This window comes from Streptomyces sp. NPDC047525, from assembly GCF_040643025.1.
GTDB lineage: Bacteria > Actinomycetota > Actinomycetes > Streptomycetales > Streptomycetaceae > Streptomyces > Streptomyces durmitorensis.
Genome location: NZ_JBEYTL010000001.1, coordinates 92,107 through 104,693 on the forward strand (window position 1 = coordinate 92,107; position 12,587 = coordinate 104,693).

Here is a 12,587-nt window from a genome sequence, read left to right on the forward strand (position 1 = left end):
CGTAGTACAACGCGCGGGCCCTGTACGGAAAACGTCATCCTTTGTGACCGATTCTCGCAAGGGGATGTAGCCACGCGCCGCGGCACTGCAAGATAGGACCGTGGTAGGCAACCTCCCAGCTGTGATGACCACTTTCGTCGGCCGCAGCAGCGAACTGGACGTCATCGCTACGGCGTTGACCGAAAACCGCCTGGTCACCCTCACCGGTGGCGGCGGTGTCGGCAAGAGCCGCTTGGCGCTGCGCGTCGCCGAGCAGGTACGCGGCGCGTACGCCGACGGGGTCTGGTGGGCTGACCTGTCCACCCTCAACGACGACCGGTTGTTCACCGCCACGGTCTGCGACGCCGTCGGTCTCCTGGACCACAACCCGCGCGCGCCCATAGAAGGGCTGTGCGAGTGGCTGACCGGACGGCAGGTCCTGCTCGTCCTCGACTGCTGCGAGCGGGTCCTTTCCTCCTGTCTGCACCTCGTCAGTGAACTCCTCGCCGCCGCCCCTCAGCTGACCGTCCTCGCCACCAGCAGGGAACCCCTTGCCACCCACGGCGAGCACTGCATCGAGGTCTCCCCGCTCTCCACGGAGGACGGCGGAGAGGCGATGCGCCTCTTCCGTGAGCGGTGCGCCACGGCCGCCCCCGGGGTGTCAGTCGACTCCCCCGCCGACGCCGAGGTCATCTCCGGCATCTGCAACCGCTTGGAGGGAATCCCCCTCGCCGTCGAGCTCGCCTGCGCACGTCTGGGTCAGAACAGCCTCGTCGAGATCGCCGAGCGTCTGAGCTCGCGGCTCGACACGCTGATCGACGAGACCGTATGGCCCATGCGCCACCGAGCCCTGCGCACCGCGATCGGCTGGAGCCACGAACTGTGCGCCCCGCTCGAACGCCTGGTGTGGGCCAGGCTCTCCGTCTTCCACGGACCCGTGGAACAGGCGGACGCCCAGTCCGTCTGCGCCGGCGGCCCTCTCGGCACGCACGAGATCCCTCGCATCCTGGAGCGGCTCGCCGACCAGTCCGTCCTCCAACGGGACGGCACCCGCTACCGCATGCTCGACACCCTGCGCGAGTACGGCGCGATGTGGCTCGACGAACTCGGTGAGACGCACGCCCTCACCCAGCTCCATGCCGCGCACTTCGCCACCGTGATCGCGAGCGCCGAGGCGGGCTGGCTCAGCGACCGGCAGGTCGCCTGGTACGCCAGAATCTCCGAAAGCCACGCAGACGTACGCGCCGCACTCGACCACCTCATCGTCGAGGACCCGGACGCCGCCATCGAGATGGCCGGGCGAACGGGCCTGTTCTGGCCCTGTTGCGGACACCTGCACGAATCACGCGACTACCTCGAACGCGCCCTCGCGCTCGACACCCCCGACGGTCCGCCCCGCACGCGCGCTCTATGGGCCCTTGGCATCACGCTCACCCTCCAGGGCGACCATCAAAGCGCCCTGCGCGTCGGGGAGGAGTGCGCCGCCGCCGCACAACAGGACCAGGACCGCACACCCCAGTCCGCGCTCTTCGCCGCGCACACCCTGGGCCTCACCCACCTCATGGCCGGCCGCCCTCAGGCCGCCTACGAGGTGAGTGACCACGCCCTGGTCACCTGCGCAAGCTCTCCCCCGGCAGGCGCGCCACAGCTCTGCTGCATGGTGATCAGGGTCTTCGCCCAATCGGCGCTTGGCCGGCTGGACGAGGCCTACGAAGGGGCCACCGCCCTGCGCAGTCTCAGCCACCAGTACGGCGAGCACTGGGCACGGTCGTACGCATTCCACCAGCTCGCCTTCATCGACCTGCGCCGCGGCCGCCCGCAGGCCGCGGAGCGCCATGCGCGAGCCATGCTCACCAGCAAGCACCACCTCAACGACAACCTGGGAATCGCGCTGGCCCTCGACCTGCTCACCGGCGCGAACGCCGCTCAGGGCAACGGCATCCGAGCCGCCTGCACCTCCGGCACCGGACTGACGTACTGGCGCATGCTCGGCCACCCGAATCGCGGCACGCCCGAACTCTCCGAGATCCGCGAGCAATGGGAGCAGCAAGCACGCGAAGCGGCCGGCGCCAACGCCTACGACAAGGCCTTCCGCAACGCGGTCAACGACGACGCCGAACAGGGCCTCGCCCTCGCGTTACAGGTACCGCCGACCTCCTGACCGGCTGTTCCCCGAAGCTCACCCCGCCCGGCGCTTCCCTCCGGCGTGCCCATACGCCGACGCCGCTACCTGCTTACCGTGTCCACTTCTGGGACAGATCGGCCGTGCGCTGATTCCTCGCCAAAAGGAACGGCCCCGGTCCACCCTTGCGGGGTGACCGGGGCCGTTCCTCGAAAGGCGGCCTCGCTGGGGCGTCGGCTCAACTGGCCGGCATCGGCTCGGTGTTCTTGCCGTCGCCGTCCGACTGCGCGCCGTTCTCCTGCGCGAGCCGTTCCATGCCGCTCGTCGTCTTCAGCGGCTTCTCCTTGATGAAGATCACCGCGACCAGTGCCAGCGCCGCGAACGGAGCCGCCAGCAGGAAGAGGTCGGCGGTCGCCACGCCATAGGCGTTCTCCACGATCTCCCGCATCGGCGCGGGGAGCTTCGTCATGTCGGGTACGGCTCCCTCGCCGCCGCCGGCATCTTCGGTGGCCGCACCGCCCGCCGCGCCCACGCTCTTGGAGATCTCCGAAGCCACGCGGTTGGCCAGGACGGCGCCAAGGACGCTGGTGCCGATCGTGCCGCCCATGCTGCGGAAGAACGACAGGACGGACGTCGCCGCGCCCAACTCGGTTGCCGGTACGTCGTTCTGCGCGGCAAGGACCAGGTTCTGCATCAGCATGCCGACGCCGATGCCGAGCACGGCCATGTACAGGCTGAGCAGCCCGAAGCCGGTGTCCGCGTCGATGGTGGCGAGCAGCCCCAGACCTGCGGTCATGATGACGGCGCCCCAGACCAGGTAGGCCTTCCACTTGCCGGTCCTGCTGATGAACTGGCCGGCGATGGTGGAGGAGACCAGCAGTCCCAGGATCATCGGCAGACTCATCATGCCCGCCACCGTGGGCGACTTGCCGAGCGCGATCTGGAAGTACTGCGAGAGGAATACGGTGCCGCCGAACATGGCCACACCCACCAGCAGGCTCGCGACGGTCGTCAGCGTGACGGTCCTGTTGCGGAAGATGGCGAGCGGAATGATCGGCTCCGGCACCCGGGACTCCACGAACACCGCCGCCACCAAAAGGATCACACCAGTCGAGGTGAGCGCCGCGGTCTGCCAGGACGCCCAGTCGAACTGCTGGCCCGCCAGCGAGGTCCAGATCAGCAGCGCGCAGACGCCGGCCACGATCAGGAAGGCGCCCAGGAAGTCGATCTTCACGTCACGGCGCACGGTCGGCAGTCGGAGCGTGCGCTGCAGGATCAGGATGGCCAGGAGCGCGAACGGCACACCGATGAAGAAGCACCAGCGCCAGCCCAGCCAGGACGTGTCCACCAGGACACCTCCGACCAGCGGCCCCGCCACCGTGCCCACGGCGAACACGGCGCCGAAGATGCCCGCGTACTTGCCGAGCCTGCGCGGCGGGATGACGGCCGCCATGACGACCTGCGCGAGCGCGGTGAGGCCACCGGCACCGATGCCCTGCACGACGCGGCTGAAGATGAGCAGCCCCACGCCCTGCGAGAACCCGGCGAGCAGGGAGCCGACGATGAACATGGCGAGGGACAGCTGCAGGAGCAGCTTCTTGTTGTAGAGGTCCGAGAGCTTGCCCCACAGAGGGACGGTCGCCGTCATGGCGAGCAGCTCGGAGGTCACGACCCAGGTGTAGGACGACTGGCTGGCGCCGAGGTCGGCGATGATGCGCGGCAGGGCGTTGGCCACGACCGTACCGGCCAGGATGGCGACGAACATGCCCGCCATCAGCCCGGACATGGCCTGGAGTATCTGCTTGTTGCTCATGGAAGTGGGCGCCTGATCGGGCGCCTCTACTGTGGTCAAGGTGTCCTTCTCGGAAGTCGACCCGTGGATCGGGCAGGAACGGGATTCAAGGGGGACGCGGACTCAGGAGTCGGCCGCGGGGGCGGCCAGGCCTGCGGAGAGGTGCTCGAAGGCGAGGCGGAAGACCTCGACGAAGGCGATGTCGGCCGTGCGCCCGCACCAGTCCTCGATGGCGACCCGGATGGCGGTCGTGGAGACGGCGGCGACCAGCCGGGGGTAGAGCCCGACCGCCTCGCCCGGCGCTCCCCCCAGCCGCTCGGCGATCGCCTGCGCCAACTCCGACTCCTCGGCCATGTGGGCCCCCAGGCCACGGACGAGCAGATGCGGCGAGCGCTGGAAGACCTTGGCCCGCAGGCTCCAGATCTCGTGGCGCTCCTCGATGTCCACCAGTTCCGCGGCGAACGCGTCCCGCAGCACGTCGAGGACGGACAGATCGGCGGGCGCCTGGCGCACCGTGCGCCGGAGCCGCTCGCCGACCTCTTCGTCGATCATCAGGAAGGCGTCGTCGTGACTGTCGAAGTAGTTGAAGAAGGTGCGCGGTGAGACTCCCGCCGCACTGCTGATCGCCTCGACGGTGACGTTCTCCGCCCCGTGCTCGGCGGCCAGCCGCACCGCGGCATCGGACAACGCCGCCCGCGTGGCCCGCTTCTTGCGCTCACGGAGTCCGGGCGCGGCGTCTTTGCTCGTCACATCTTGCAGATTACGCAAAGATGCAGTGCGCGCAAAATTAACTCAAGCGATGCACTAGCCGCGGGCAATCCGCCCTGTACCGCCAGGTGTTCCCCACCCCCATCCATAGGTTAGGTTAGGCATACCTAAGTTAGAGGCTTGGGTCTCTTCAACGGCATGGAGCATTTGGATGCGCCCACACAGCACTCGCATCACGCAGCCGACCCCCGCCGAACGCGTGCACGCGATCCTGCACGCGGCACAGTCGATGACAGTGATCAGCGACGGGAGTCACACCGAGGTCCACCGGCTCGACGGCGCGGGTGCGGGCCACATCCACCTGCACGCCCCGGGCCAGGACACCCCGGCGTCGCCGCAGGAACGCCGCCCGGTACGCCTGGAGTTCACCGACATCGCGCCGACCGCCGTACGCGATCGCCTGCGTGCCCGCGTCACCGTCACGGGGCTCCTGACGGCCCCGTACAGCGACGAGTCGGACCAGAGCACCTGCATGGAGTTCGGTCAGGCGCTCCTCGAGGACGATCAGGGACGCCACTTCGTCTCCCTGGACGAGCTCTGCTCGGTCCCTCCGGATCCGATCACGGGCAGCGAGGCGGACATGCTGACCCATCTCGTGGACAGCCACCACGAGCTCGTCCCGCTCTTGGTCCGTCTTGTGCAACCGCAGCCGGAGAAGGGCATGTTGCGCGCGGTCCCGCTGGCCATGGACCGCTACGGCGTGACGCTGCGTCTGGAGTACCCGACCACGCATCTCGATGTCCGGCTGCCGTTCGCCACTCCCGTCAGCGACATCGACCAGGCAGGACCGCAGATCCGGGGGCTCCTGGCCGCGGCCCGTCGCGCCTCCCACCGCAATCGCCTGACCGCCTGACCGCCTGACCGCCTGACCGCCTGTGAACGTCTGTGAACGTCTGAACGGCACAGGCGGGCGTCAGGTCAGCGGTGGATGTCCGCGCCGGGGCCAAGCGGCAGGCCCAGGCCGTAGAAGAGGCCGAGTACCGCGAGCCAGGCGATCAGGAACGGGACCACGAACACCGAGAGCCGGGCCATGACCGTGCCGAGCTGCGCCCCGGGTTCGTAGCGGCGCAGGATCGTCAGCATCAGGAAGACGTACGGATTGAGCGGCGTGATCATCTGGGTCGCGGAGTCGCCGATCCGGAACGCGGCCTGGGTGACGGCCGGTTCCATGCCGAGGAGCATGAACGCCGGGACGAAGACCGGCGCGACCAGGGACCACAGGGCCGAGCCCGAGGTGACGAACAGATTCAGGACACAGACCAGGAGGACGAAGAGGACCAGGCCCGTGAAACCGGTGAGGCCCGCGGACTCCAGGAGGTTCGCACCCTTCACCGCGAGCAGCGTGCCGACGTTGGACCAGTCGAAGACGCCGATGACCTGTGAGATCACCAGGATCAGGACGATGTAGCCGGACATGCCGGTGATCGACTCGGCCATCATGCGCGGAGCGTCGTCGGCGCGCTTGAGCGTGCCGACGGTGCGGCCGTAGACGACGCCCGCCAGGACGAAGGCGACGAACAGCAGCGGCACGATGCCGTTGAGGACCGGTGAGGGGACCAGCGCACCGCCCTCGCCGCGCAGCGGGGAGCCCGGCAGCAGCCAGCAGGTGACCACGACGGCCGCATAGAGCAGGACGGCCAGGCCCGAACGCAGCAGGCCCGTGCGCTGCCTCGCGGTCACGGTGACCGTGACCGCGGAGCCCGCACCGTCGCCATCGGTCTCGCCCTCGCCCTCGCCCTCTGCGGTCGGATCCGGCTGGGGCAGCCGGGGCTCCAGGACGCGGGAGATCAGGAAGCCGCCGATCAGGGCGAGCACGCAGCTGGCGGCGGCCGTGAAGAAGTAGTTGATGAGGATGTGCGTGGGGGCGCTCTCGCCGCCGGGCACGACCGCGGCGGCCTGATGCGTGATGCCCGTGTAGAGCGCGTCGAGCGCGCCGATCGAGAAGCCCGCCGCGTAGCCGGCACAGACACAGGCGAAGCCGCCCATGAGGCCGGCGATCGGGTTGCGGCCCGCGTTCTTGAAGGCGAGTGCGGCCAGCGGCGGGATCACCAGGATCGCCACGTCGCTCATCAGGTGCGCCTGGCACGCCACGAAGGCGACCAGGTAGGGCAGCAGCCGCCGGGGCGCCCGCGCGATGGAGGCGCGTACGGCTGTTTCGAGCAGGCCCGTCTTCTCGGCGACGCCGACCGCGGCCATCATCAGCAGGACGGTGCCGAGCGAGGGGAATCCGGTGAAGTTCGGGATGAAGTTCTCGAGCAGCCAGCGCACGCCCTCACCGCTGAACAGGCCCTTGACCGCGAGCGTCTCGTCCTCGCCCGGCACCGTGACGGTGGTGCCGGTGGCGGCGAGGACCGTCGACACCGTGCCGATGATCAGGAAGAGACCGAGGAAGAGCAGCACCGGGTGCGGGAGCTTGTTCCCCGCACGCTCGATGCCGTTCAGGACCTTGTCGAGCACGGACCGCTTCGGCGGGCCGCCCGTCGGCGTCTTCGTGGAGGTGACCGAGGTGCTCATCCGGCGGCTCCTTCCGATGGCGCTCCGTCGGCCGCCGGGGCGGTCCGTGCCAGGCCGAGCGTGTCCTTGCGTACGGCGCCGCGCTGGGCGACGAGCACGATGCGCGCCGGGTCGGACAGCACCGAGATGTCCGCGAGGGGATCGCCGTCGCACATCACCAGGTCGCCGTGCTTGCCCGCTTCGAGCGTGCCGATCTCCGCGGAGAGTCCGAGGAGTTCGGCGGCGCTGCGAGTGCCCGCCTCGATGGCCCGCTGCGGCGTCATGCCGAGGGCCACGAGGTGGGAGAGCTCGCGCAGGTTGCGGCCGTGGGGCACCATCGCCGCGTCGGTGCCCATCGCGATGCGTACGCCGTCGGCGATGGCCGCGGCGATGTTCTCCCGGGTGATGCCGGACCAGCGGATCTTCTTCTCGTAGTGGAAGGGCTGCATGGTCGAGCGGTCGATGCCGTCGAACACCGTCGATAGGGTCGGCACCACGAACGTGCCGTGCTCGCCCGCCAGTTCACGTGCCTGCGCGGTGAGGCCGTAGCCGTGCTCGACGCTGCTCACGCCGCCGCGGATCGCGTTGACGATGCCCGCGGTGCCCTGTGCGTGGGCCGCCACCGGGCGGCCGCCGTGCCGGGCCACCTCGTCGACGACCGTACTGATCTCCTCGACGGTCAGGCCCTCGTCGTCGGGCTGGTCGTAGGGGCTGCTCATTCCGCCGGTCGCGCAGACCTTGATCACGTCGGCGCCCGAGCGGAGCAGGCGGCGCACCGCGACCCGCACCTCGTCCGGGGTGTCGGCGATCTCGCCCACCCCTGCGCTGGGGTCGAAGCCGCACTCCGAGCGGAAGTCGGCGTGGCCGCCGGTGTGGCTGAGGATGCGGACGGCCGTGTGCAGGCGGGGTCCTGTGGTGAGGCCCGCGGCGACCGCGTCCCGGTACCCCGCCGGCAGGCCGCCCAGGTCGCGGGCGGTGGTGATGCCCGCTTCCAGGGTGATGCGCAGGCGCTCGGCGGTGCGGAAGGTCTCCAGGGTCTGGTCGCTCTCGTGCCGGCGGACCATCTGCCGGGGCGATTCGATGGCGAGGTGGACGTGTGTGTCGATGAAGCCCGGCAGAACCGTGCGTCCCGCCGCGTCCACGGTCCGGGCCCTGGCGGGGGCCTCGGGCGCGGTGGCGGCCGGTCCTGCGTGGACGATCGTGCCGTCCTCGTCGATGTCGATGACGGCGTCCGTGACGGGGGCCGCACCGGTGCCGTCGACGAGTCGGGCCCGGATGATGCGCAAGGAGGAGAACTGTGCGTGGCTCATGGCCGACGATCCTCGGTATCAGGGATCACGACTGTGTAAAATCGCCGGAATCCTTCACCACGACGCCTTCGACGCAGGATTCGGCACCTCCCATGGACACGCAGCGGACGCACACCCTGGACGAACTGGATCTGTCGATCGTGCACGCCCTCCAGATCCAGCCCCGGGTCCCCTGGGTGCGGATGGGCGAGGTCCTGGAGGTCGACGCGGTGACGGTCGCCCGGCGCTGGGAGCGCATGGTGCGCGCGGGCGTGGCCTGGGTGGACGGCTATCTGTCGCCCGGCCACGACGAGGGCGTCTACGCCCAGATCGAGATCGACATGGACGGCCGCCTGAGCGAGGACACCATCGGGCAACTCGCCCGTGATCCGCACGTGTTGAGCCTCAAGCAGACCTCGGGCGGGCGTGATCTGCTCGCGATCGTCGCCGCCGCCGACCTCGACGGTCTCGCCAGGCTCTCCGGCGACCGGGTGTCGCAGCTGCCGGGAGTACGTGCCGTACGCAGCCACGTCATCACCGCGGCGCCCTTCGAGGGGGCCTCGTGGCGGCTGCGCATCCTCACCCGGCAGCAGCGCACCGCGCTCACCGTGGAGAAGCCCGCGCTGCCCGACGAACCGCTGCGGCCCCTCGATCGCCGCATCGCCCTCGCGCTCGGCGCCGACGGCCGGATGCCCCTGACGGAGCTCGCGGAGACCGTCGGCGCCTCCGCCGCGACCGTCCGGCGCAGGCTGCGCGTCCTGACCGGCACCGGGCGGCTCTCGCTGCGCTGCGCCCTTGCCAGGCCGCTGACCGGTTTCCCGGTCTCGGTCGTCTACTTCGGCTCGGTGCCCGCCCAGCATCTCGACGAGACGGTGAGCGCGCTGCGCACCCTGCCGGGCCTGCGCATGTGCAGCATCACGGCGGGCGCGCACAATCTGATGCTCGACATCTGGCTGCCCGCCCTGTCCGAGGTCCACACCACCGAGGCGCTGCTCAACAGCCGCCTCGCGCACCTGGATCTGCGGATCACGGAGCGCGCCGTGGTGCTGCGCACGGTCAAGCACGTGGGGCGGGTGCTCGACCGCAGGGGGCACAGCGTGGGACCGGCGCCGCTCAACTACTGGGACACGTAAGGGTGTTCCGCTCTGCGGTGCTCCGGCCCGCCGGTCGCAGGGCGAACAGCCGGGTGAGCGGGTGGAAGCGGTAGCGCCCCGGGGCCGGGGACTCCAGGAACTGGACGTCGACCAGCTGCTCCAGGATCACCTCGGTCGCCGAGGGCGCCGCGCCGGTCGTCGCTGCCGCCCGCGCCACCGTCAACTCGCCCTGCCCCGCCGCCAGCAGGGGGAGCGCGAGCGCCGCGGTCCGTCCGGTGGCGCCGCGGGCCAGAAGCTCCCGGTGGCCCACCTCCAGGGCCGCGCGCATGTCCAGATCCGCGAAGGACAGCTCCGCCAGGCGCCGCGCGGGGTCGGCCAGCCGGTCGGCGAGTTCCCGCACCGGCCACCGGGGCCGTGCCGCCAGGCGGGCTCCCGCGATGCGCAGGGCCAGCGGGAGGTGACCGCAGTGGTGCGCGATCGCATCGGCGGCTCCGGGTTCGGCGGTCAGTCTCCCCGGTCCCGCCCAGAGGCCGAGCACCTCGACGGAGGCCGGGGGTGGCAGCGGCGTCAGGTGGAGGTGGGCGGCGCCGTTCAGTGTGGCGAGGACCCCGCGGCTGGTGACGAGCACCGCGCAGCCGTGCGCCGCGGGCAGCAGGGGACGCACCTGGGCTGCGTCCAGGGCGTTGTCGAGGACGATGAGCACCCGCCGCTCGGTGAGCCGGGTGCGGTAGGCGGCTGCCGCGTCCGCCTCGCTGCCCGGAGTCGGCCTCGGCGCGCCCAGCGCGCAGAGGAAACGCCGGAGGACGACAGCGGGCGGGACGGGATGCTCGTCGTGGCGTGAGCCCCGTAAGTCGGCATAGAGCTGACCGTCGGGGTACCGCTCGGCGAGCCGATGGGCCGCGTGCACGACGAGCGCCGATTTGCCGACACCGCCGGGACCGTCGAGCGCGACCACCAGGGGGCCGCTGCCCCGCGGCAACGGGCGGAGCGCATCGAGCGCCTCCAACTCCCCTCCCCTTCCGGAGAGTTCCGGGATGTCCGCGGGCAACTGGCGGGGCACGGCCGGCGGGCAACCGGCGTTGTCCGTGCCGGGCGGGCCCGCGCGGCCGTGGGCAGCCGTGCGCGAGCGGCGCGTCTCCTCCACCCGGTCGCGGGCCGTCGCGAGCAGCCGCAGCTCGCGGCCGGTTGCCCCGAGCAGTTGGACCAGGGTGTCGAAGCGGTCGGTCGGCGGCAGGGTCTTGCCCGCGAAGTAGTCGCCGATCACCCCGTGCGCCCAGCCCGTCCGCGCCGCCAGCTGACGGTAAGTGAGCTGGGCGCCCCCGTCCCTGCGCGCGGCGCGTCTGCGCAGCTGCCGCAGCAGCGCGGCCAACGCATCGGCCGTGTGCACGGATTCGACCGGGCCGACGTCCGCCGCCGCGTCCCGCGCTCCCCCGTCCGGCGGGTGTCCCGCCGCCCCCGTTGACATGGCTGGCATCCTCCGCACCGGCTCGCGCCGGGCGACCTCGTGTGACCGTCGCCTGGCCGAGGCCATCCGGACCTGTCCGGTGGTGCCCGATTCCGGGGATCTCCCCCCGGGACGCGCTGCGAGCATCCGTCTACCGCTCGGATCCCGCGTATCGGCGACCGGGCACCGTACCGGCTGTCACTACGGCATTCGTGGATTATCGCCCTCCGGTTTGGTGCGGCTTCCCGGCGGACGCCGCGGGCCGAGCGTCGCAACACCGCACGACCGACATCGGACAACCGACATCGGACAACCAAGGAGGCACGACCTATATGAGTAGGGTCTGCAACAAAGCCCCCAGCCTGCCTGACGGCAGCGTGGCCGAACAGTCTCTGTACGAGCGCGTGGACGGCCCCATCGCCACCGGCTCGGCCCACTTCATGCGGGCGGGCAGTGAGCTGCACCTGATGCATTCCGACCTGGAGCTCAACGACGTGCGCCAGGCCGCCCTGCGGGTGCGCTGTGCTGCCGCCGCCGTCCGGGCCGCACTGGTGGAGTACCGCACCTCGCACCGCGTCGCCCAGGAGCTGGGCTTCTACCCGGTCCACGACGAGCGGCTGCGGGTCGCGGGCGGCGGGACGGCCCCGGTGCGCGAGACGCTCGGCGCCGCCCGTGACGCGGACCTGGTCCAGCTGGACCGGGGAGCCATCGAGGCCGTCGCGCGGCGCTACGAAGACGGCGGGGACGAGGCGGCGTTCGGCCACTTCGTGACCGAACTGACCGGCTTCTCGGCCGAGCTGGAGGGCTTCGCGGCTCAGGCCACCGAAGCCGGTCCTGCCGACTGGCAGCGCCTGGCCTGGCAGTTGCTCACCGGGTTCGACCGCATCCGGATCTACGGTCAGGCACTGGCCGTCGTCAACATCCTCGGCATGACCCCCGCCGCCGTCGCCATCGCCGGCGCCGGGCAGGAAAGGAGCACCAGGATATGAGCGCAGTCTGCAACAAGCTCCTCAGCCTCGGTGAGGAGGACCTGCGCAGCAAGAAGCAGCTCGCGCAGGCAGCGGGCACCGAAGTGACCGCGGCCACCAGTGAGTTGTGCCGGGCCCTGGAACTCGCCGAGCACGGCGACGGGGTGGCCGGTGCCGCGGTGTACGCCGCGGCGGCACGGGACCGGCTCGACGGCGCCGCCCGGATGCTGGCCCAGGTGGCCGACATCCTCGCGAAGGGCAGCCTCAGCCCGGAGTCGGCCGCGTGGTACAGCAGGCTCGACTACGACCGGCTCTACCGCTCGGGCATCAGCCTGGGCGCGGTGCCGCACGCGGCCGAGCTGTGGCAGGCGTTCACCCGGCAGGCCCTGACCGGTGGCCCGCTCGGGATCTGCCACGACATGCGCGAGCGCACTCTGGCCGTGGCCGCGCTCATCGGCGAGTGGCTGGAGCGGATCGACGCCCCGGCGGCGGACACCGCGCTGCCGCGGATCCAGTCCGCGATGGCCGACCTGGCCGCGTACACGCAGCTCGTCGCCTTCGCCAACAAGGTGGAGCCGCTGGACCCGGCATGGGTGGTGGCGCGGGACGCCGCGGCGTAGTCGTCCGTACGCACGACA

The 12,587-nt window shown here is 70.9% G+C and carries 10 protein-coding genes; 5 read left to right on the plus strand and 5 right to left on the minus strand.

Annotated features, from left to right (window positions below):
• Positions 1 to 124: 124 nt before the first annotated feature.
• Positions 125 to 2,140 carry an NB-ARC domain-containing protein gene (locus ABZ833_RS00415; protein ID WP_361038997.1) on the plus strand — a complete coding sequence of 672 codons (2,016 nt, stop codon included), beginning with the start codon at positions 125 to 127 and terminating at the stop codon, positions 2,138 to 2,140.
• A 199-nt stretch (positions 2,141 to 2,339) separates the two neighbouring features.
• Here the strand turns inward: ABZ833_RS00415 and ABZ833_RS00420 are convergent, their stop codons facing one another.
• Together ABZ833_RS00420 and ABZ833_RS00425 are read right to left on the minus strand one after the other, a co-directional pair.
• Complete coding sequence (locus ABZ833_RS00420) at positions 2,340 to 3,914, minus strand: MDR family MFS transporter (RefSeq protein WP_361039000.1); 1,575 nt, start codon at positions 3,912 to 3,914, stop codon at positions 2,340 to 2,342.
• 102 nt (positions 3,915 to 4,016) lie between these two features.
• Positions 4,017 to 4,652, minus strand: coding sequence for a TetR/AcrR family transcriptional regulator (locus tag ABZ833_RS00425; RefSeq protein ID WP_361041253.1), 636 nt, complete (start codon positions 4,650 to 4,652; stop codon positions 4,017 to 4,019).
• 160 nt (positions 4,653 to 4,812) lie between these two features.
• Between ABZ833_RS00425 and ABZ833_RS00430 the strand changes: the two genes are divergently transcribed.
• The gene (locus ABZ833_RS00430) at positions 4,813 to 5,514 is read left to right on the plus strand and encodes a DUF2470 domain-containing protein (RefSeq protein ID WP_361039003.1); all 702 of its coding nucleotides are present in this window, start codon (positions 4,813 to 4,815) and stop codon (positions 5,512 to 5,514) included.
• 65 nt (positions 5,515 to 5,579) lie between these two features.
• Here the strand turns inward: ABZ833_RS00430 and ABZ833_RS00435 are convergent, their stop codons facing one another.
• Together ABZ833_RS00435 and ABZ833_RS00440 are read right to left on the minus strand one after the other, a co-directional pair.
• Complete coding sequence (locus ABZ833_RS00435) at positions 5,580 to 7,175, minus strand: AbgT family transporter (protein WP_361039005.1); 1,596 nt, start codon at positions 7,173 to 7,175, stop codon at positions 5,580 to 5,582.
• The gene (locus ABZ833_RS00440) at positions 7,172 to 8,464 is read right to left on the minus strand and encodes an amidohydrolase family protein (protein ID WP_361039007.1); all 1,293 of its coding nucleotides are present in this window, start codon (positions 8,462 to 8,464) and stop codon (positions 7,172 to 7,174) included. Before ABZ833_RS00440 ends, ABZ833_RS00435 begins: the two co-directional genes overlap by 4 nt.
• Positions 8,465 to 8,556: 92 nt before the next feature.
• On the opposite strand from ABZ833_RS00440, the gene ABZ833_RS00445 reads away from it, so the two are divergent.
• Positions 8,557 to 9,576 carry an AsnC family transcriptional regulator gene (locus ABZ833_RS00445; RefSeq protein ID WP_361039010.1) on the plus strand — a complete coding sequence of 340 codons (1,020 nt, stop codon included), beginning with the start codon at positions 8,557 to 8,559 and terminating at the stop codon, positions 9,574 to 9,576.
• Here the strand turns inward: ABZ833_RS00445 and ABZ833_RS00450 are convergent.
• On the minus strand, positions 9,557 to 11,002 hold the full coding sequence (locus tag ABZ833_RS00450) for a helix-turn-helix domain-containing protein (protein WP_361039013.1): 1,446 nt from the start codon (positions 11,000 to 11,002) through the stop codon (positions 9,557 to 9,559). The genes ABZ833_RS00445 and ABZ833_RS00450 overlap by 20 nt on opposite strands.
• A gap of 356 nt (positions 11,003 to 11,358) precedes the next feature.
• Here ABZ833_RS00450 and ABZ833_RS00455 point away from each other — a divergent pair, with 356 nt between their 5' ends.
• Together ABZ833_RS00455 and ABZ833_RS00460 are read left to right on the plus strand one after the other, a co-directional pair.
• A complete protein-coding gene (locus ABZ833_RS00455) occupies positions 11,359 to 11,970 on the plus strand; it encodes a hypothetical protein (protein ID WP_361039015.1) in 612 nt (203 codons plus the stop codon).
• Positions 11,967 to 12,569, plus strand: coding sequence for a hypothetical protein (locus ABZ833_RS00460; protein ID WP_361039017.1), 603 nt, complete (start codon positions 11,967 to 11,969; stop codon positions 12,567 to 12,569). The genes ABZ833_RS00455 and ABZ833_RS00460 overlap by 4 nt, the downstream gene beginning before the upstream one ends.
• Positions 12,570 to 12,587 lie beyond the last annotated feature (18 nt).

Coding starts and splice junctions, on each gene's coding strand:
- ABZ833_RS00445 (WP_361039010.1), top strand. CDS start 8,557: ATGGACACGCAGCGGACGCACACCCTGGACGAACTGGATCTGTCGATC.
- ABZ833_RS00460 (WP_361039017.1), top strand. CDS start 11,967: ATGAGCGCAGTCTGCAACAAGCTCCTCAGCCTCGGTGAGGAGGACCTG.
- ABZ833_RS00435 (WP_361039005.1), bottom strand. CDS start 7,175: ATGAGCACCTCGGTCACCTCCACGAAGACGCCGACGGGCGGCCCGCCG.
- ABZ833_RS00420 (WP_361039000.1), bottom strand. CDS start 3,914: ATGAGCAACAAGCAGATACTCCAGGCCATGTCCGGGCTGATGGCGGGC.
- ABZ833_RS00430 (WP_361039003.1), top strand. CDS start 4,813: ATGCGCCCACACAGCACTCGCATCACGCAGCCGACCCCCGCCGAACGC.
- ABZ833_RS00415 (WP_361038997.1), top strand. CDS start 125: ATGACCACTTTCGTCGGCCGCAGCAGCGAACTGGACGTCATCGCTACG.
- ABZ833_RS00440 (WP_361039007.1), bottom strand. CDS start 8,464: ATGAGCCACGCACAGTTCTCCTCCTTGCGCATCATCCGGGCCCGACTC.
- ABZ833_RS00450 (WP_361039013.1), bottom strand. CDS start 11,002: ATGTCAACGGGGGCGGCGGGACACCCGCCGGACGGGGGAGCGCGGGAC.